Source organism: Colwellia sp. PAMC 21821 (genome assembly GCF_002077175.1).
Taxonomy (GTDB): Bacteria; Pseudomonadota; Gammaproteobacteria; order Enterobacterales; family Alteromonadaceae; genus Cognaticolwellia.
In genome coordinates this window covers 620,488-641,690 of record NZ_CP014943.1, presented here as the reverse complement: position 1 = coordinate 641,690, position 21,203 = coordinate 620,488, and the positions used below count along the sequence as shown (strand labels likewise).

Genomic DNA, 21,203 nt, shown 5'->3' with positions numbered 1-21,203 from the left:
ATACCAATTGAAATAAATAATCGATCATTTTAAGGCGGTTTAAATCGTCAATAACTGCGTTTTTTTCAATCACACACGCCCGCTATTACTCGACAATTGCTCCTGCATTGTTCTACTTACGGGCATCCATGCCCTAATCAATCAAACGCCTTGCCTGCGGGGATGCAGGTACTTATGTTTAGTCTGGAACAATAAACATGTATTCTTGAACAATTTATCCTCGCTTAAAATTGGTCAATAACTTATTACATTTGGTATTACTTAGATTATATTACCCATCCTGTGTTGCCACTTTCTTTTTATGCTAGCAAAAACACCCTCTTTTTCTAATTTATCCATGGCTTTGCTAAGCGATTGAATAATTGATTTATCTGTTTTCAAACTGCAGGCAAAATAAAACTCAAATTTGAAATTATCAAAGGTATGCACATTTTTATATTTAGATGATTCAATAGCATTATTTACTCTGTTAGTGAGTAAATCGTCATTAATTACGATTAAATCAATTTGACGACTAGGGACTTCAAGTAACTTGAGTAACGCTTCATTATTATCCATAACATAGATGTTTTTGTTTTCAATAAAGCCTTTCGATAGCAGATAATGGTGCGCAATATCATCCTTTATAACCGCAACTTTATAATCTTTTGCCTGTTCTAAAGAACTGAGTTTGATAGGATTATTTCTTAAAGAGTAGAATGAAGTTGAGCTGGTTGCGATGTGTCCTACCCATTGAAAAAGCGCATCTCGTTGTGGAATTCGCACTATTGAGTATATACAGGTGTTTTCTTCTTTTAACGCAAGATTATAAGATAGCGACCAAGGGAGAGCATCTATTTGATAAGCAATGTTTGCTTCCTTTAATGTTGCCTCGATAATTTGAGTTGAAAGCCCACTGATTGCATTATCTTTAACAATTTGGAATGGTGCCAGATGTTCAGTAACAATATTGATACTGGCCGAAATAGCGCTGCGAGAAAATAAAACTACAAATAACAGCAGTCCTAGTTTTCGTTTATTTTTAACTGTGATGCCCAAGAACAAATCCTTTTGTATTATCGCTTTTAATAATTGTATACCAAATTAGATTATTATGGATTATCTCTTAGAAAATAGTTTGATTTGAAGGTATTAGTTTGTTTTTGAAAGCTTTAAATTTACTTAAAAAACGCAAATGGTGAGTGGCTAGCTATTTTATCAATATTAATTTACTCATAAAAAAGCCCAGTCATAGACTGGGCAAAACAAAAGGGGGGAGAGTAATCAATGTAGAGCGTTAACTTTTCTCTATAACATCACGTTGTTGTAATAAACTTTTACCATTAATAGCAATTTTTCTTGGCTTTAATGCTTCCGGTATTTCTCGCTCTAAATCTATGGACAGTAAACCATGCTCTATAAACGCGCCGATGACTTTAACATGTTCACCTAATTGAAATTTACGTTCAAAGTTGCGATCTGCGATACCTTGGTGCAAAAATCTACGTTCTTTATTACTATCGTTACTGGTTTTTGTTCCTGTAACAATTAGCGTGTCTTGCTTTGATTCAATGTCTAACTCTTGTTCTGCAAACCCGGCAATAGCCATGGTAATACGATATTGATCTTCCCCAATTAACTCTACGTTATACGGAGGGTAAGATGATTGTTTATCTGCTCTTGATGCTTTATCGATTAATCCGGCTAAGTGGTCGAATCCGATAAATGAGCGGTAAAGTGGGCTGAAATCTGTAGTTGTACGCATAATTCATATCCTATCTAAGTTTAGCAATATGTTGTCTCTGGAAATATCTTTCTGATGCTAAAACCAGCTAATGCTGCGAATTATTACATCTGAAATTTAATCTTTTCAGAGTTTAATTGTGCCTTTCAATATTGAACAGGCGGTTTATGTAGACCCTATCGGCGACTACACTATTAAAGATGGGATTAATGAATTTAATTTCAAGAGGAATGTTGGTTTATTTTAAATAAATTGTAGAGTTTTATGTTATTTTATTGATATTAAAGGTTTTATTTATGAGGTGTTATCACAGGTAAATGGCAAGAGCTAGTTGGTTTCAATTTACTCTTACCACTTAATAGTTTCTGTAACGGTTATTCTGATTGCTCGTTTGTTGTCGATTCAGCGGGTTTAACTGTTTGACTCATTGATTTTAATTTTGTTAACGCTGTTTCATAATCTGGGTGTTGAGAAATATTAGCCACTAATTCTTTATAAGCTATTTTTCCGTCAGCATCGATGATAATGATAGCGCGTGTTAACAAGCCCATATCTTTAATAAGTAAACCGTAATTATGGCCGAAATCGCGCCAAACAGCGTCAGATAAAACTCTGATATTGTCTACTTTTTCTGTTTTACAAAAGCGTTTTTGAGCAAAAGGTAAATCATTGCTTATTGTTAACATTACAACGTCTTCGGGTAAGTTTGCGACCTCGTCATTAAAGCGCTTAGTTTGAATTGAACAAACACCCGTATCTAAACTTGGTACCACTGAAATTAATACCGACTTATGTTTAAATTCAGATAATGTAACAGGTGAAAATGACTCAGTGACTACTTTAAAGTCAGGTGCTTCATCACCCAAGTTTACTTGATTGCCAAGTAAGGTGACGTATTTATTACCCGCCATAACTAAATTGGTGGTTTCTGTTAGTTCAGGTACAGAAATATCAGCGGAAGATGAAAACACAAATACTGAGCTAAGAAGTACAACTGCCGGTAATTTTAAAATATTCATAATTTGGATATTACTAAGAATTAAATAGCTTTTAAGCTTACCTTTGTGGAGGAATAAATGCGAATTAATCGTGTTTTATTTTTAAAATCAAACTATGATTTATTAAAGTGGCGTGAGTTTATATTGAGTGTTTAGTCGTGCGAATAGTCTCGTGAACTTTATAACTGAGTATACCTTACGAGGATTTTTATTAAGCTACCTCTGCTCTAGCAACATAGGACTTTTCCCGTTATGCCAACTGCTTTACTTATATGCGACGACTCTACTATGGCGAAAAAACAAGTCGTACAGTCCCTGCCAAGTGGTTGGAATGTCGATATAACCTTTGCGAGCAATGGTATGGAAGCGATAGCAGCCATTAAATCGGGCAAAGGAGATATATTATTACTTGATTTAAATATGCCAGAAATGGATGGCTATCAAGTGCTTGAAACTATTGTTAAACAAGACTTACCGACATTAGCTATAGTTATTTCTGGCGATATTCAACCTGAAGCACTGCAAAGAGTAAGGGCCTTAGGAGCATTAGACTTTATTAAAAAGCCCATAGATAAAAACAAACTTAGCGAGGTGTTACATGCTTACGGTGTTTTTAGTCAAGATGGGAGTAAGGTTAATGAAACTGAGATATTAACCTCACAAGGGGTAAAGCAAGCGGTACCTTCGATAACGGACCTTGAGGCTACTGACACTCAAAACTCAGCAGTGAAATCATCACAGCAAGTAGAGAAGACTGAACAAAAAGATCTCAAAGTAAATAGTGAGATGCTTGATTGTTATCAGGAGATTGCTAACGTGGCAATGGGGCAAGCGGGGGATTTATTAGCCCGTTTGTTAGATGTTTTTGTTGTGCTGCCTATTCCCAATGTTAACTTTATTGAAGTAAGCGAACTCACCATGGCACTTACTGACGTTGAAAGTAAAGATACTACCTCGGGTATTTGTCAGGGCTTTATCGGTGCTGGTATTTCAGGCGAAGCGCTATTAATTCTCAATGACTCTAGCTTTAAAGACATCGCCTCACTAATGAAATATGAACATACTTTTGATGATAACATCGAATTAGAGTTATTAATGGACATGGCTAATATACTGATTGGGGCTTGTTTAAATGGTATTTCGTCGCAGCTTGATATGTCATTTAGTCAAGGTCATCCGGTAGTCTTAGGTCAGCATAGAAAAATTTCAGAATTAATCGCAACCAATGCCAAAAAATGGAAGAAAACGCTCGCTGTTGAGATAAGTTACAGTATTGAAAATTACGCCATTAAATGCGACTTACTTTTGCTCTTTACAGAAGCGTCAGTAGCTACCCTGAATAACAAAATTGCTTACTTATTGGATTAATCATGTCATTAGAAGCACAACAGTTAAATGAATTACACTGGATGATGGAGATGCTCCATACCATCGATGTCGGGCTGGTAGTTCTTGACCGTAATTATACTATTCAAATTTGGAATGGTTTCATGGAAAACCATAGTGGTCTGCTACCACGAGATGTTAAAGGTAAGTCACTATTTAATCTTTTTGATGAAATACCCGAAGACTGGTTTCGTCGCAAAGCAGACTCGGTATTTTTATTGAAAAATAAAGCGTTTACCATATGGGAGCAGCGACCTTATGTATTCAAATTTAACAATTATCGCCCCATTACCGGCACCGCTGATTTTATGTATCAAAACACTACCTTTATTCCTTTGGTGTCGACAACGGGGGATGTTTCTCATTTATGTTTGTTAGTTTACGATGTCACTGATAATGCTACCCATAAAAAGGAGCTGGAAAAAGCCAATACCGACCTAGCTGTGTTGAGTCAAACTGATGGCTTAACGCAATTATTTAATCGTAATCATTGGCAAAAGTGCTTAGAAAAAGAATTTAAACGTTATATTCGAAATCATCATACAAGTACCTTAGTCATGTTAGATATTGATAAATTCAAGGTGGTAAATGATAATTATGGCCATAAAGTTGGCGATGATGTGATTAAGCATTTAGCGAAAGTTATTCGTGAACAAGTACGAGAAACGGATATTACGGGACGCTATGGTGGCGAAGAGTTTGTAATTTTATTAGCAGATACCCATACCAATGACGCGCTAATATTTACTGAGCGTTTGCGCAAAACCGTTGAGGAGTCAGTGTTTATTTATAACGACATTGAAATTAAATACACGATTAGCATCGGGATTGCAGAAGTTCTCCCAACTTATAAGTCAGTAACACAGTGGCTTGAAAATGTAGACAATACATTATATGAATCGAAAAACAATGGCCGAAACAGAGTCAGCGTTTATAAAGCGTGATGTAGCTTCAAGCTAGAAGCATTTAACTTATTTCATTACTTTTTATAGCAATAAAAATAGCATTCTAGCGACTAAAGCAATTAACTAACATTATGCTATAGCGCTAAAATGCTGCTTAAAATTGACTGATTAATGACTGTTACGTGATGATATTAACCACCGTAATCCTTGGCTAATCATTATCGCTATTAGCACACCACCAGCATTAGCCGCCATATCTAACCATTCACCATAGCGATTAACATATGGCTGAATCAGTTCAATTAAGCCACTCCATGCAATGAATAATAAAGCATAGCCTAGCCAATATTTCGGTCTTCGTAATGCCGCCGGTAACATTAACGCACAATAGGCAATAAAATGGTGCGTTTTGTCGCTACCAGGTGCTGCTGGCAAATGTTCTACAGGAAACAATGACCCAAGTGTTATCAGTGCTAATATTACTAAGGTAATACCTTGCCAAAACTGCTTAATGAAGCTCGTTATTACGCTAACCATAATTATTTTTTATACACCAACTTGCCATTAACCCACGTTTTTTCAACGCCTATTTGCCAAATATTTTGCTCAGGCATGGTGAATAAATTATTGTCGAGTAGTACAAAATCAGCTTTTTTACCTTTGGCTAAGCTACCAATAATATTTTCTTGGTGGCCAGAGTAAGCAGCATCTAAAGTAAAGCTTCTAAACGCTTCTAAAGGTGTCATTTTCTGATCAGCAAACCAACCACCTTGTGGGCTGTTTTTATGATCTTGGCGAGTAATTGAAGCATGAAGACCAAAGAAAGGATTTGGCGATTCTACTGGGAAATCTGAGCCAGCAGCTATGATTGCATTAGCATCTAGTAGCTTTCTCCAAGCATATGCGCCTAATATTCTCGTTGGCCCAAGTCTGTCTTGTGCCATATTTTTATCACTTGTCGCATGGGTTGCTTGCATGGCAGCAATAATATCTAGCTCTGCAAATCTTGGAATGTCTGCAATGCGTAATACTTGAGCATGCTCTACACGGTGGCGTAAATCTTTGCTTTTAGTCGCTTTGATATATTTTTCGTAAGTATCTAAGACAAGTTTATTCGCATTATCACCAATCGCATGGCTATTAACTTGAAAGCCTTGGCGCATCGACGTATTGACTAATTCTTCGAACTCTTTTGGCGTATTGAGCAATAATCCTTTGTGACCTGAATGGTCAGAATAATCTTCAATTAATGCCGCCCCGCGACTACCTAAAGCGCCATCAGCTTGAATTTTTACACTATTAAAAGTGAACATATCATCTTTACTGCGATACTTGCCGCCTGCTAAAGTTTGTTGCCATTTAGCCGACGGTAAATACAACATAGCATTGACGCGAATACTCATGGCATGTTCTTGGCTTAATTCTTTAAAAGCAGTTAAGTTATCAGTATCAATGCCGGCGTCATGCACACTAGTCAGGCCATAACTGGCAAGCGAGTCCATAGCTTTGACTAACACTTGTTTTTGTTGTTTGATAGTTAAAGGCGCAATACCGTTATCAATTAATGCCATGGCATTATCAATAAAAACCCCGGTAGGCATACCGTTTTTATCTTTAATTATCTCCCCGCCTTCAGGCGAAACGGTGTCTTTGGTGATCCCTGCCATTGCCATCGCTTTTGAATTTGCCCAGCCCGCGTGGCCATCAATACGTTTAAGCCAGACGGGTTGGTCTAGAAATTGTTTATCTAAACTTTTTGCACTAGGGAAGGCATTACTTGGCCATTGCGTTTGATTCCAACCGCGACCTTGTATCCAAGTCAATTCAGTGTTGCTTTTAGCATACGCCACTGTTTTATTAATGGCATCTTGCTCTGAAGTACTATTAACTAAGTCTGCACGTAGAAGGCTTAATCCGTAGTTTAAAATATGTCCATGAGAGTCAATTAAACCCGGGATCAAGGTTTTTCCTTTGCCATCAATAACCGTTAAATTTTTTGCTGTTGGCAGTTTGTCTGTAGCAGAATAAATTTTATCAATTTTGTCATCGGTAAATGCAATAGCGGTGAAACTCTCAAGACTATTGTCCGTTATGGTATAGCCTTTAATATTGGTAATTAATGTCGTTTTTGCAAAAACTAGCGTAGGGCTCATTGTTGCTATGAATAAAGCTGTTTTGACTGTATTTGATAGACTGTTCATTAAACTTCCTTGATTTGCTTTTTTTTATCGCTAAATACTAGCATGAAAATAATGAAAAATTTACCTTATTTAATAATCGAAATATTCAGTGCTAACAATAAAAATCAAGGGCCTGAAGGCCCTTGATTTTTAAATGGTATTGACCACTTTCACTCTGTTAATAACAAGTAGGAACGGCAATTTTTGTTACAGAGTTAATATTGCTCAGTTTACAGCTCAGTTTACAGCTCAGTTTTAAACCTCACTTTTGCCTAAACGGTTCTCGTGGCTATTGCTGGCGCTATCATAGAGGCTTTTCTTGCCGGATAAAGCACAGCTAATTGCCCAACTATAAATAGCGTTACAACGCCAAAAGCGACTAACTCAACACTAATTGGCGATAAATTAAAGTTGTTAACCAACCACATATTAAGGGCAACGGCACCCACACAGCCAATAACAATGCCAAAAGTTGAAATAATAAAGTTCTCCATCATGAAATAACGCATTATTTGCCCTTTGGTTGCCCCTAGCGCACGGCGAGTACCAATTTGTTTGGTGCGACTATTAATACCAAAAATAGCTAAGCCGACAATGCCAAAACCTGTGATTAAAGTGAGGGTAATGACTACCGTAGTTAAAATTTTATTGGTCGCATTTTGCTGTAGATAACTACGTTCTCGGGTTTCTTCTACCGTTGTTACGCGACGAATTATTCTTTCTTTATCGCTCTGTGCGAGTGCTTTTTCAATAATAGGCATTAACTCGTCGCGGCGTCCCGCTTCCGTGCGAATAAAATAATAACTGCCTTTGGCTTCGCGTTGAAACGGCACTAACATACTGCGTTCAACACCATTCCAGCCATTCCACGGAGCTTGTAACGCTTTTACAACACCGATAATTTGCATCGGTTGTGTTTGTGAAATATAAACCGTTTTCCCAATCGCAGATTGCCAATCACCAGGATATAAATTTTCAGCGAAAGCTTTGGTGATTATGGTTTTTGCTGGCCAAGTGGATTGCCCATCTTTACGTAATTCTATATCGGCTTGTTTGAAGTTAGCGCCCGCTATCAACTCTAAGCCCATACTGTTTATAGCATGGTCATCCACCATGTATATTGCTGAGCCGACCGCATCTTTATCTTCGCCTGACTCATGTTGTAAAGCCATTGACCAACCGCTGCCGCTTAATGGCACTGCATTAATTTGAATGGCATCGACAACACCAGGCGTGTTGCGGATCATGTGCAAATCAGTTTGTAAATGAGCCTGAATATTATAGTTTTGCCCAAATATAGTATTGGTAAGATAAAAAGTATTGGCTTCATCTAAGCCACTTTCACGCTGCATTTGCTGTTGACGATCTTGGATCATAAAAATAGCGTTAACCATAATAGTCATGGTGAGGGCAATTTGCAGTGCGATGAGCAAAGCCCCTATTTTATTACGAGCCAAAGCGCGCAGTATTAGTCCGGTTTCTAACATAATAATTCCTTACTTTATTTGCATTAAGCTTATTTACACTAAGCTTATTGGCTTTTTAGTTGCTGGGCTGGCTGGATGTTACAAGCACGCCAGGTTGGATATAAACCGGCGAGAATAGTGGATATAAGGGCGAGCACCACCGCTAATATCGCCATATTGGTATCCAAACTCGCTAAGCCTTTCATATAATCACCATATAAGCCTTCAACACCTTTTAAGCCAAGGTAAGCGAGTATTAAACCTAATATCCCTCCTAATAAACCAATACAGGCCGACTCAATAATATATTGGCTAAACAAGGTGCTTTTGCTTGCACCTAATGCTTGTCGTAGACCAATTTCAGGTGCTTTACCTAAAAATTTAGCCAGTAATAAACCGACCGTATTTAACAAACAAACAATCAAAAACATAAATGACATTGCCATCATCATTTGAGCGTCATCAGCAACCACTTCTTGGGTTTCTAACCATTGCATCACGTTACTTAAACGGTTATCCATTGGACGTTGAAAACGGCCAAATTGTTTTTGCTCTTCAACATAAGCGTTGAGAAACTGTAGGTAATCTTCTTTATCTTGCTGAGTTTTTAATTCCACCCAAAACTGTGTCCAAATACATTCAGAAGCAAGAAAAGCTTTAAAACCATCACCGGTGGGTTTCCAGCAGTTGGTATTGCCCGAGCGGGAAATTTTTTCATCAGCAATTAAATGGAAGGGAACAAATATATCTTCAGAGTCGTTAAACGCGCCTGTGGTAATATCATAAAATCTTGGTTTTGGTTGCCAAGTATCAATAACGCCGACAATACGGAACATATTACCTTCAAGTTTTATTGATTCACCGACCGAGTCTTTGCCACCAAAAAGTTTGTCATTGGTTGCTTTACTGAGCACCACCACAAACTCTTTACTTTCATCACTTTGGCTTGACCAACCGCTGCCGTAAATAAAAGGCACATTGAACATTGAGAAAAAATCGGCAGTGTTAGCTCTGCCATTAACAATCAACGGCAACATTTCAGGATCAGCAGGTTCAATTACGCCAAAGGCTTGTGCTTGTACATTTTGGCGAAAAGCTTGTTTAGCACGCATTAAATTGCTTGAGTCAGTATAAGTTAACTGATCGGGCGGGTTTAAACCGTCGTCAAATGGGTCGTTAACATCCCAACTGTCGAGTTGCACATAATATAATTGCTGGCTTTTTTCGGGAATTGGATTGGCCGACATTAAATAGTTTACGGTAACCGTAGTCATGGCGGTACCTATGCCTAAGCCGATAGCACAGACCATAAGTAGGCTTAAGCCCCAGTGCCGCAGAATGCTGATCCAAGCGAGGCGTAAATAATAACTAAACATAATATTGTCCTTGTTTTTTGTACTCTGTAATACCAACTTGATTAATAACGCTTGAATCAGTTAAGCAATCGCTTGGTTAATATGTGGTGTTATTATTTCTAACTCACTGACTCGGCCGTCTTTAACTTGAATGGTACGTTTAGCACGTTGAGCTAACTGTGCATCATGCGTCACCATAATAATGGTGGTACCTTGTTGGTTGATCTCTTCAAGCAAGTTCAAAACACCTTGTGCCATTTCAGAGTCGAGATTTCCCGTTGGTTCATCAGCTATAAGAAAGCGTGGGCTAGTTGCCAAAGCTCGTGCAATGGCGACACGTTGTTGTTGCCCTCCTGATAATTGACTTGGTAAATGCTTCATACGCGAGGAGAGGCCGACACGCTCAAGATTTTCTTCAATTCGGCGCTTACGTTCTTTGGCATTAAAACCCCGATAGCACAGTGGCACATCAACGTTGTCATAGAGGTTTAGGTCAGGAATTAAATTAAAGCCTTGGAAGATAAAGCCTATTTTTTGATTACGCATACGAGAGCGGCCATTGTCGTTGAGCTTGCCAACGTCTTCACCATCCAGTAAAAATTCGCCATTACTGTAGGTTTCAAGCAGGCCTGCAATATTTAAAAAAGTGGTTTTACCTGAGCCAGAAGGACCGGTAACACTAACAAAGTCGCCTTCATTAACCTGTAAACAAAAGTCACGTAAGGCATGAGTTTGAATATCTGCGGTTTGGAATATTTTATTTATATTTTTCATTACTAGCATGTTGAATTCCCTTATATTTTGTAAGCAGTGCTGTACTACTGTTATGCATTTTCTGTTGAAATTTAAGTACGTTTATCGTGCCGGGTGCATTGATGCTTTATTGAGTTTTTTGGTGACTGTTTAATCACTCAGTAATACTTGCTCGGCGGCATTGAAAGTATCGGTGCCCGAGATAATGATTTGATCGCCAAGCGTTAATCCCTGTAAAATTTCAACATGACTTAAGCTACGCGCGCCTGTGGTAATTGCGGTTTTTTCGGCTAAGCCGTTGTTAACTCTATAGGCAAAGCGACCACCGCTACTTTCTAGAAATTGGCCCCGCTGTACTTGTAATATATTTTCTTTGTACTCAAGAATAATTTGGGTATTTAAGCGTTGATTTTGGCGAAGCTTTTTCGGAATTTCGCTAATGAAGCGTACTCGCCCAGTAACCTGATTATTCAGTATTTCGGGGGAAATCGTTACTAGACGAGCACGAAAGGGCTGTTGTTCAAATTGAATATTAACGTCCATACCTATGGCTAAATCATCGGCGTAACTTTCGGGTATTTCAATTTCAACTTCAAACTGTGATAAATCTACTATGGTTAAAATGGCTTGGTTTTTACTTAAAAAGGTTTTGTTATTCGTACTTAGGTTACCGACAATGCCATTAACGGGTGAAGCGATATTCAAGCCATCAACTTGGCGTTGTAACTCTTTTACCAATAAGTTTTGGCGTCTAATATCTAAATCTAACGATTGACTGTCAAAGTCTAAGCTTTCAATATTTAAGGCGGCATCTTGGACTGCGTGCTTATGTTGCAGATTGGCTTGCTCTAATTCGTCTTGCGCTTTTTCATAGTCAATTTGGCTAATAGCACTTTTTTCATAGCCTAAATCTGCACGACGCTTTTCTCTATTGGCGGTAACAAGCTTTACATTGGCTAAGTCGACTGCTTTTTGGTCTATGAGCCGTTGTTTTTTTGCTTGAATTTTTTGACGGTTGAAACTTGATTGTAAACTTTCTAAGGTTGTTTGCTGTTGAAATAAGCGGCTATTCAGCTCTGGGCTTTCAAGTTTTGCCAGAATTTGTCCCTGTTTAACTTCATTACCTGCTTCTATCAATAAAGTAATGGTGCCATCAGCAGGGCTATAAACCGTCGGGCTTACTGCTGCCACAACGCGTCCTAATACAGAAATGTCACGAATAAAGTCGCCTTGCGTAATGGTAGCGAGACGGACACGGTCTAACGAAATAGTTTGCTCTGCTTTACTCCAACGAGAGGCAGAAGGTGCTACTTGCCAAATAATACAGGCCACAACAATGGTTGTTAAGGTGATGGTTATCCAACGTTTTTTGGGTGATGCTTTTTTTGTTATTTGAATATCTTGTTCACTAGTGTCTTTAATAGACATGACTTATTCCCCGAATGTCAAATCAGTGCAAAATCTAAAGCAAGGCCATTTGCTAAAGTGCATTGATATCTACTAAGTAGCAGCGAGAATGAAAAAGGTTTAAATGTCAGGTAAATTATTTTTATAGGCTGGTTGAGAAAAACTAAAAACTGGTAGGAGATAGCTTGTTATTGTTGGGTGAGAGGGAAGTTCTTTGCTAATAATATTTTCTAATAACATTTGCTAATAACATTGAGAAAAGTACGATTAATCAAAGCTAAAAGCTAAAAGCTAAAAGTCAGGCACCTATGTAAGGTTTTGGCTTTCTTTGCGCTGCAGCCGGCGAATTAATGCCAACAATAAGAGTAATAAAGGAATGGTAAAGTCGATAATACGCGTATAGCGTGCATAAGGTGTTAGCCCAGTGACAAGCGGCACTTGAGTGCTAAGTACGGCTTGTTCAAACTGTGGGATTTTTTTGAGAATATCACCTTGATGATCAATAACGGCAGTGATGCCATTATTGGTTGCTCGCAAGAAAGGCCGGCCAAATTCTAACGCGCGCATTCTTACAATTTCTAAATGTTGGTGCGGACCGTGTGAGTCACCAAACCATGCATCGTTACTTACGGTGAGTAATAAGTCAGTTTGATTAGAAAAGTTGGCGCTAAGCTGCTCTGCAAAAGCGACTTCAAAACAGATTAATGGCAATAATTGATAGCCGTTGGCACGCAAGTTTTTTTGAACATATTCACCGCGACTAAACGATGACATAGGTAAGTTGAAAAATGGCGCTAGGGGTCTTAACCAGTCTGCAAAAGGCACAAACTCACCTATAGGCAATAAGTGATGCTTAGCGTACCGATTTTCATTGTTATATTGATAACTCCCTTGGTCGTCGTCAGGAGATTCTTTGCCCAGTACAATTAAATTGTTGTAATAGTTTTTGCTATTGAAGTTGTAATCAATAATACCGGAAATAATAGCGCTATTATTGAGTGCGGCTGAGCTCTGAGCAATTTCTAGAAACTCTTGCGCTTGCGTACTTGGCTCTACCGCAGTAATCGCGGATTCTGGCCAAATAATAATATCAGCGGGGTAATGTTGTCGAGTAAGGTCTAAATACTTCAACATGGTTGGCCAAGTGAGTTCTGGCGCCCATTTCATTGCTTGCTTGATATTTCCTTGTACTAGAACCGTTTTGACAGACTTACCTGTTGGATTTACCCAAGCTGTATTTTGTAAAGCTAAACTAGCCACGCTTATACCGGCAAGCAAAGCCAAATGAAGATAGCGCTTTTGCTGTTTGATGATATAAACGATAGCGATGCTGATGGAAATAATAAGCGCGCTGATCCCCTTTTCGCCTATAACAGGAGCAAAAGCGGCTAAAGGACCATCGATTTGGCTATAACCTAAAGTTAACCAAGGGAAGCCAGTTAATAATACGCCGCGTAAAAACTCAGCGAGAAGCCAAAAGGGCAATAAAAGCCAAAGATTAAGTTTATTTTGATAGGAAAAACGGGCAGCGAAATAACAAGCTAGGGCGAGAAATAACGCTAAATACAAACACAAAAAAAACATCAGTAATATCGAAACAGCTAGCGGTAGCCCGCCAAACTGGTCGATACTGACATGTACCCAACTAATACCAGCAGAAAACCAACCAAAAGCAAAAATAAAGCCTTGTTTTGCGGCGGCTTTAGCTGACTTTCCTTGCAATGTGTATAACCACGTTGGCAAGAGTATTGCCATCAGCCAATAATAAGAAAATGGCGCATAGCACAACACTAACGCCAATCCTAAAAAGAAGCTCAAGGCATTTTCTTTATCAGTTATATTTCTGTGGATTCGTTGGAACATTTTTTTTAGCATAAAGTGTTAATCAGCGACTTTTCCTGCTACAACATGTTCTTTTGGTACGGTAATTTGCAAGGTTTGAATACGACGACTATCGGCTGCAGTAACTTTAAATATGACTTTATTAATGGTGATTTTCTCACCTTTTTTAGGCATATGACCAAAGTGTTGTATAACAATACCACCAATGGTGTCTGCGTCACTCTCATTAAATTGAAATTTAAAGTAGTTATTAAAGTCGGTAAGGTCCGTCAGGGCTTTTACTTGATAAACTTGGCCAGCAAGATATTTAATATCCTCTTCCATGGCATCATCAGTTTCGTCTTCAATTTCACCCACGATTAACTCTAAGATATCCTCAATGGTTACGACACCAGATACTCCGCCGTATTCATCAACAACAATCGCCATATGATAACGTTGTTGGCGAAACTCTTTTAAAAGCGGATCAACCTTTTTACTTTCAGGTACAATAATTGCCGGGCGAATCACCTGTGAGATAGTGAAAGCTTCTTCAACCTGATTAAAGCCGTAAGCTAATAGATCCTTCGCTAACAATATTCCTTCAACATCGTCAATATCTTCATTGATAACAGGAAACCTTGAATGCCCTGAATCGACTATAATAGCGAGTGACTTCTCTAAAGGATCATTAATATCTAAGGTGATCATCTGCGAACGAGGGATCATAATATCACGTACTTTCATATCAGATACTTCAAGTACGCCTTCGATCATTTGCTTGATTTCAGGATTGATAAATTCACGGTCTTCAGCATCGTTTAATGCATTAACGAGCTGGTCTTTGCTTCTCGGTTCTCCGGTAAATACTTGCATAATTTTATCCAAGATTGACTTATTTGAAGAACCGTTACTAGAGTGGGGTTGGTCGTCGCTCATAGAGCCTTTTTAATTCCTTGTTGGTTTATTATCAAGTGAAATAAATAATTGTTCACTTACTTAATTCAATTGCTATATTTTACAATGTAAACAGTTCGGTCAGTTTGTAACCGATTGTTGATAAATTCAAGTAATAAATTGAAGTTTACTTTCTTCAGCCATTATTTTACTTGAGTAGTTCAAATAATGGCTTGTTATTTTCTGCTAATTTATTTCATACGGAGCCGCAAAACCCAAGCCGGTAATGATTTTAGTTTCGAGTGCTTCCATTTCATCTGCTTCATCATCTTCAGTATGATCAAAACCGAGTAAATGTAGGCAACCATGTACCGTCATGTGTGCCCAGTGCGCGTTTGAGCTTTTTTGTTGAGTAATCGCTTCTTGCTCGACAACATCAACACAAATGACAAGGTCACCCAATAAATCAAGCTCAATACCTTCAGGTACTTCAAAAGGGAATGATAAAACATTCGTTGCTTTGTCTTTACCACGATACTGATGGTTAAGCTGACGGCTTTCATCACTGTCCACCAACCGGATGGTTAGCTCAAAGGATTTATTATAGGGTTTAAGTGCGGCCTCGACCCAGCCTTGAAAATCATTTATTTCAGGGACAGATTGATCACCACAAGCCAATTGTAAATCGACAACAATATTAGCCGTGTTATTCGCCATGTTTGCTTTCGCTTGCACGTGCTAACGCTTCTACTTTTTGTTGTTGCTCACGCACTTGCTGCTTCTCTGCTTTCAAACGGTTTTCTTTTTGTTCAAACGCTTCATAAGCTTCGACTATATGCGCAACAACAGGGTGACGCACGACATCTTTTGATTGAAAAAAGTTAAAGCTAACGCCTGGAATATCTACCAATACTTCAATGGCATGACGCAAACCTGATTTTTGTCCGCGTGGTAAATCGACTTGAGTTATGTCACCTGTGATCACCGCGCGTGAATTAAAACCAATTCGTGTTAAGAACATTTTCATTTGTTCTACTGTGGTATTTTGGCTTTCATCTAAAATAATAAAGGCATCGTTTAACGTTCTACCACGCATATAAGCTAATGGCGCAACTTCGATGACATTTCGCTCGATAAGTTTTTCAACTTTTTCAAAACCAAGCATTTCAAAGAGTGCATCGTAAAGTGGACGTAAGTAAGGGTCGACTTTTTGTGATAAGTCACCTGGTAAAAAGCCCAGTTTTTCACCAGCTTCTACCGCAGGGCGAGTCAGTAAAATTCGTCTAATTTCTTGACGCTCTAAAGCATCGACAGCACAAGCTACTGCGAGATAAGTTTTACCGGTACCCGCAACACCCACACCAAAGCTAATGTCATTAGTAATAACGTTTTGCACATAACTTTGCTGATTTTCGTTACGTGGCTTAATAATGCCGCGTTTGGTTTTAATGGTCACCATGTCGTCGTATTTAGCATCAACTTTACTAGGTTCAGCTTCTAAGGCTCCAGCGTCCACAATGGCTAAATGAAGCATCTTAGCGGTAATAGTGACTGATTTACCTTTAACTATTTCTGTTTCAAGGTACAGGTCGATTAAAAGCTTTTTAACGGCTGCAGTATTTAAACTTTTCCCCGTAACTTTAAACTCATGGCTTCTGTAGCTTACTTCAACACCCATACGACGTTCTATTGTCTTAAGATTGTCATCCATTGGGCCACATAAATTTGCCAGGCGATTATTGTCGGTCGGAGATAATTCAAAGTTAATACTGGTATTTTTACTCAATTGATATTCCTGAATACTTGAAAAATTAAGCTAAAATGGCAAATACACGGTATTTGCCATTAATACGGGTTAATGGACTTTACTTGAAAAAAAAGCTTAGAAACAAAGCTTTTAGACTAAACTTTCATCGTTATAATCTAAGGTGTAAAAGTAGCCACGCCGAGTTCATCAACCGAATTTTTTTCTGCTTGGTGATGACTGTTCGCTAAAATATCAGCCGGTGAATGCGCTATACGTAAGCCCATTTCACTTTCTTGGCGAACTAACTCACCACGTAGTGAGTTGGCATAAACATCAGTAATTTTAACATCAACAAATTGGCCAATTACCGTATGAGGAGCAACAAAGTTCACTATACGATTGTTTTCAGTGCGACCACGTAACTCCATTGGATTCTTCTTTGAAGGACCTTCAACTAGGATACGTTGTTCAGTATTTAGCATCTGACGAGCAATGTGAAGCGCTTGTTGACTGATACGGTCTTGCAATATCTGTAAGCGTTGCTTCTTAATGTCATCACTAATGTCATCAACCATATCGGCCGCAGGTGTTCCTGGGCGAGCACTGTAGATAAAGCTGAAACTTAAATCAAAATCTACGGCTTTAATTAGGTTCATTGTCGCTTCAAAATCGGCATCGGTTTCACCTGGAAAGCCAATAATAAAATCAGATGACATACAAATGTCTGGTCGAACTTTTTTCAATTTACGAATTTGAGACTTGTATTCTAATGCCGTATGTCCACGTTTCATTTGCGTTAGAATTCGGTCTGAGCCACTTTGTACCGGTAAATGTAAATGACTGACCAGCTCTGGCACATCGGCATAAACATCAATGATGTCATCAGTAAATTCAATTGGGTGCGATGTGGTGTAACGAATACGGTCAATACCGTCAATCGTGGCAACTAGGCGTAAGAGTTCAGAAAAACGACAAATACTACCGTCATGCGAATCACCACGGTAACCATTAACGTTTTGGCCGAGTAAATTTACTTCGCGGACACCTTGCTCAGAAAGTTGCGCTATTTCATATAAAACATCATCTAGCGGACGACTAACTTCTTCACCACGGGTATAAGGTACAACACAGAAGGTACAGTATTTACTACAACCTTCCATAATTGAGACAAAGGCTGTTGCACCATCGGCTTTGGGCTCAGGTAAACGGTCAAATTTCTCAATTTCAGGAAAACTAACATCAACAACATGACCTTTAGTTCCGGTAACTTGTTGGATCATTTCAGGTAAACGGTGCAAGGTTTGAGGACCAAAAACCATATCGACATAAGGAGCACGTTGACGAATAGCATCGCCTTCTTGTGAAGCAACACAACCACCAACACCAATCACAAGATCAGGATTTTTTATTTTAAGATTTTTCCAACGACCTAACTGATGAAATACTTTTTCTTGTGCTTTTTCGCGAATAGAGCAGGTGTTAAGTAAAATAACATCAGCATCTTCAGCTTCTTCGGCTAAAACAAAGCCATGGGTAGAGTCTAAAAGTTCTGCCATTTTCTGCGAGTCATACTCGTTCATTTGACAGCCCCAAGTTTTGATGTATAGCTTTTTACTCATTATTCGCGCCTAATCTTTTCTATGAAATTGATTCTAGTTTTTGCTAGAGAATTTAAGGAGGCACATTTTACTCTTTCTTGGCCTATGATGCTAGCTTAGAAATATACTAGCGTTAAAATGTACTGTGCTTTTTCGCATTATGAAATTTTCCTCAAAGGAATTGACAGAATTATTTCACTACCGTGCTCTTGATTATCATACGTATGGAATGTCGCGTTAAACTTATTGGCAACTTGGCGAATATAATACATCGCCATATCAAAATTAATTTTACTGTTAAATTGTGCAAAGCTTTGTTCGTTATTAGTGATTTTTAACCAAATTTTTTCGCTAGTTCTGTTAACGTGAACCTCAAAAATTCCACCATTACCATTAGTAATTGCAGCTAATATCGCTTCGTAAATAATACGGTAAATAGCACTTTGAATAGCATAATTTGCTTCGCTGTCTTCAATATTGAGGTGTAATGTTAGTAACACATGATATTGATGATGAAAGTAATCAACCAAGTAGGGCAGAGCAACGGTTAAAGAGCTACCCGATAGGCTACTAGGTGCTGCATGACTATTCTGCGTTGATAATTCATCTAAACACTCTCTTATCAATGATTGAACATATGGACTTGTTGCTTCAGTATTTGATGATTTATCTGCTGTCTGGCTTTCAATGCTAGGCTCAATTAGGCTTTGTATTTTAAGTAGTTTTCGACGAATAATCGATGTAGATTGGCTATGACTGTTGAGTTCATCATTTAAGGTTTTATGAATACGACTAATCGATCGCGAACGTAAATATAATAGCCAAAAAGTAATAATAATTAAGCTAGTCATGATGGTCGCGTAAAATATTTGGCTATTTGGGTGCCAATACCAAGGATAGGCAACATTAATATCAGCATAGGCTTTAAAATCACTCCATTGCCCTAAGCTATTAGTACCCATTATTTCAATGTGATATTCGCCAGATGACAGTTCAGTCAATGTTAGTTGTGAACCGTTAATATCATTCCAATGGCTGCCATTAATTTGATATTTGTATTTTTTTTCCTGTCCTGGCCGAAAATCTAAACTGGCGAGTTGCAAGGTAACTAGATCATTCGGAGAATCTATATTAATAGCCGTGCTTAATAATTCGGCTTTACCAGAAGTAATGGTTTTACTGATAAATATTTTTGCATGTACGGTATCTTTAGCCTTCAGCGGTACTTCAATAACACCACCATAATGGCCAACATAGACCTTGTTGTTAAGTAAAACGGGTTTTTTTGTAAAGGAGTATTGTTCGGTATTAGCTACCATTTTTAGTTGATAAGTATCAGGATTTAGGCGATATAAACCAGGCCGTCCAGAAATCCATATTTCGCCATTTATAAAGCTCATGTAACTAAAGTTGGTGTTTTTAGCAATGTGTGAAAGTAATTCTCCCTGCAAGTTAAAAATAAAAAAACCGTCTCCTTTGGTAGAGACAAAAACTTTCTCTTTATATTCAAGTAATGAGATAACTTTGTTTTCACCAAAACTGTCGATTTGAGTGACTAATTTTTTTTGTGTATCTACAATGTTAATACCTGTGGAGGTTGCCAGCCAAAGTTTGTTGTCGGCTAGTGGCAAAGCATCAATAACCTCTCCAGAGCTTAGAGTTTCACTTTTAATATGATATTCGACACGGCTGTTAGCAATATTATATTTTATTAAACCATCATTATTTGTGGCTAAATATAGCGCACCGTCTTTATACCTCATCGATAGCAGTAGCATATTGTTATTAGGGAAATTTACTCGTTTAACCGTTTGGGCAATGGGATCAAACTGCCATAGACCGTCAAATGTTGCGATGTAGATGATACTACCGGTCGAATATAAATCTGTGATCACCTTGCCATTAGAGGTCAATTTATCATTGATGTTTTTTGGTAAAAAATTGCTATGGTCTGATAATACGCCTAACCCTCCGCCATAACTGCCAAGCACCAGCTGATCTTGGTGGACAGTTAACGCAATAGCATTAAATTTAACGTCAAATACTTTAGGGTAATTCTTAGCGATAGATTGCGTGATTTTCTTTATCCCAAGATTTGATAAAACCCATAGCACACCAGTGTTATCATGAAATATTTTGTCAACGGAAGCCGATGCTATTTTAGGGTAGCTATGTAATATTTCGGTTAAGTCAGTTAACTTATACTGGTGAATATTACCGGCTTTATCGAGGGTAAATATACTGCGCATATCATGTGACGATGTTATCGCGCTAATGGGTGATTTTAAGGATCTTATTATTCTTTTATTGTTATCGGATACAGCGATTAATTGATCGCCTTTTGCAATGAGTAAAGTTGAACCTGCAGCCGAAATTGTTGAAATTTTTCCTGTTTCGACTTCCTTTAAATTATCATCTTGCAACTTAAATACAGCATCAGGTGTCGATATATAAACATTTTTTTGAGTGTGTTGAAGCGATTTTATAAAAATTTTATCGGCTAACAATTGGCTTTTCTGTAATAAAGGATCAACGCTATACAGCTTATTACTTAGCTTATTAGGTACATTAAGATAATACTTACCCTGGTGTTCGATAACTTGATAGACACTATTATGATGTTCTAAGTCAGTTGCCAATGGCGTTGCACTACCGTTAGTAGTGTCGAATAGCCATAGCTTATGAGTCTCGGTTGCTAAAAGTAACTTGTCGTTATCAACCAAGTGGATGTCGTTGATCCAATTAAACGGCAGAGGCCAATTTTTATTGTTACTGTTGATGATAATGCTGTTTTCACTATCGTAGCGGATTAGACCATTGGTGGTCGCTAGCCAAATAAAACCATTATTGTCCTGAACAATAGCGTCGCTATTAATAAATTGGTTACTTAAGTTTTTTGCTAGTGTGCTAGAGGAGTGTATGCTCGCAATGATAATAATAAGAGGTGCCAACATGCACCGCTTATTT

Annotated in this window: 17 protein-coding genes; 2 read left to right on the top strand and 15 right to left on the bottom strand. The window is 38.2% G+C overall.

The genetic code is table 11. The annotated features are described in order from the left end of the window. Positions 1 to 261 precede the first annotated feature (261 nt). The 3 genes from A3Q33_RS02655 to tpx all read right to left on the bottom strand — a co-directional run bounded on the left by A3Q33_RS02655 (position 262) and on the right by tpx (position 2,742). Positions 262 to 1,038 (bottom strand): substrate-binding periplasmic protein, encoded by a 777-nt coding sequence (locus tag A3Q33_RS02655; RefSeq protein ID WP_196798037.1) that lies wholly within the window; start codon positions 1,036 to 1,038, stop codon positions 262 to 264. Positions 1,039 to 1,276: 238 nt separating this feature from the next. After that, the gene (locus A3Q33_RS02650; protein WP_081178592.1) at positions 1,277 to 1,744 is read right to left on the bottom strand and encodes an Hsp20 family protein; all 468 of its coding nucleotides are present in this window, start codon (positions 1,742 to 1,744) and stop codon (positions 1,277 to 1,279) included. A 353-nt stretch (positions 1,745 to 2,097) separates the two neighbouring features. Next, positions 2,098 to 2,742 (bottom strand): thiol peroxidase, encoded by a 645-nt coding sequence (gene tpx, locus A3Q33_RS02645; protein WP_081178590.1) that lies wholly within the window; start codon positions 2,740 to 2,742, stop codon positions 2,098 to 2,100. 231 nt (positions 2,743 to 2,973) lie between these two features. Here tpx and A3Q33_RS02640 point away from each other — a divergent pair, with 231 nt between their 5' ends. Together A3Q33_RS02640 and A3Q33_RS02635 are read left to right on the top strand one after the other, a co-directional pair. Beyond that, on the top strand, positions 2,974 to 4,089 hold the full coding sequence (locus A3Q33_RS02640; RefSeq protein WP_081178588.1) for a response regulator: 1,116 nt from the start codon (positions 2,974 to 2,976) through the stop codon (positions 4,087 to 4,089). A gap of 2 nt (positions 4,090 to 4,091) precedes the next feature. Further along, positions 4,092 to 5,051, top strand: coding sequence for a GGDEF domain-containing protein (locus tag A3Q33_RS02635; protein ID WP_081178586.1), 960 nt, complete (start codon positions 4,092 to 4,094; stop codon positions 5,049 to 5,051). Between the two features lie 129 nt (positions 5,052 to 5,180). Here A3Q33_RS02635 and A3Q33_RS02630 read toward each other — a convergent pair whose 3' ends face one another. The 12 genes from A3Q33_RS02630 to A3Q33_RS02575 form a co-directional block, all read right to left on the bottom strand. Beyond that, positions 5,181 to 5,549, bottom strand: a complete 369-nt coding sequence (locus A3Q33_RS02630) for a VanZ family protein (protein WP_081178584.1) — start codon at positions 5,547 to 5,549, stop codon at positions 5,181 to 5,183. A 2-nt stretch (positions 5,550 to 5,551) separates the two neighbouring features. Next, complete coding sequence (locus A3Q33_RS02625; protein WP_081178582.1) at positions 5,552 to 7,213, bottom strand: amidohydrolase; 1,662 nt, start codon at positions 7,211 to 7,213, stop codon at positions 5,552 to 5,554. Positions 7,214 to 7,464: 251 nt separating this feature from the next. Next, positions 7,465 to 8,679, bottom strand: a complete 1,215-nt coding sequence (locus A3Q33_RS02620) for an ABC transporter permease (protein WP_081178580.1) — start codon at positions 8,677 to 8,679, stop codon at positions 7,465 to 7,467. Between the two features lie 44 nt (positions 8,680 to 8,723). Continuing rightward, positions 8,724 to 10,034: an ABC transporter permease gene (locus A3Q33_RS02615; RefSeq protein WP_081178578.1), complete on the bottom strand. Its 1,311-nt coding sequence runs from the start codon at positions 10,032 to 10,034 to the stop codon at positions 8,724 to 8,726. A 60-nt stretch (positions 10,035 to 10,094) separates the two neighbouring features. Next, on the bottom strand, positions 10,095 to 10,796 hold the full coding sequence (locus A3Q33_RS02610) for an ABC transporter ATP-binding protein (RefSeq protein ID WP_081178576.1): 702 nt from the start codon (positions 10,794 to 10,796) through the stop codon (positions 10,095 to 10,097). A 120-nt stretch (positions 10,797 to 10,916) separates the two neighbouring features. Continuing rightward, on the bottom strand, positions 10,917 to 12,194 hold the full coding sequence (locus A3Q33_RS02605) for an efflux RND transporter periplasmic adaptor subunit (protein ID WP_081178574.1): 1,278 nt from the start codon (positions 12,192 to 12,194) through the stop codon (positions 10,917 to 10,919). A 285-nt stretch (positions 12,195 to 12,479) separates the two neighbouring features. Continuing rightward, a complete protein-coding gene (lnt, locus tag A3Q33_RS02600) occupies positions 12,480 to 14,036 on the bottom strand; it encodes an apolipoprotein N-acyltransferase (protein WP_155866683.1) in 1,557 nt (518 codons plus the stop codon). Between the two features lie 18 nt (positions 14,037 to 14,054). Continuing rightward, the gene (locus tag A3Q33_RS02595; RefSeq protein ID WP_081178571.1) at positions 14,055 to 14,933 is read right to left on the bottom strand and encodes a CorC family transporter; all 879 of its coding nucleotides are present in this window, start codon (positions 14,931 to 14,933) and stop codon (positions 14,055 to 14,057) included. Positions 14,934 to 15,137: 204 nt separating this feature from the next. After that, positions 15,138 to 15,608, bottom strand: a complete 471-nt coding sequence (gene ybeY, locus A3Q33_RS02590) for an rRNA maturation RNase YbeY (RefSeq protein WP_081178570.1) — start codon at positions 15,606 to 15,608, stop codon at positions 15,138 to 15,140. Further along, positions 15,598 to 16,677, bottom strand: coding sequence for a PhoH family protein (locus A3Q33_RS02585; RefSeq protein ID WP_081178569.1), 1,080 nt, complete (start codon positions 16,675 to 16,677; stop codon positions 15,598 to 15,600). Before A3Q33_RS02585 ends, ybeY begins: the two co-directional genes overlap by 11 nt. A 137-nt stretch (positions 16,678 to 16,814) precedes the next feature. Beyond that, positions 16,815 to 18,257, bottom strand: a complete 1,443-nt coding sequence (gene miaB, locus A3Q33_RS02580) for a tRNA (N6-isopentenyl adenosine(37)-C2)-methylthiotransferase MiaB (RefSeq protein WP_081178568.1) — start codon at positions 18,255 to 18,257, stop codon at positions 16,815 to 16,817. A 137-nt stretch (positions 18,258 to 18,394) separates the two neighbouring features. Beyond that, entirely contained in the window at positions 18,395 to 21,190 is a 2,796-nt protein-coding gene (locus A3Q33_RS02575; protein ID WP_081178567.1) for a ligand-binding sensor domain-containing protein, read from the bottom strand. Positions 21,191 to 21,203: the final 13 nt, after the last annotated feature.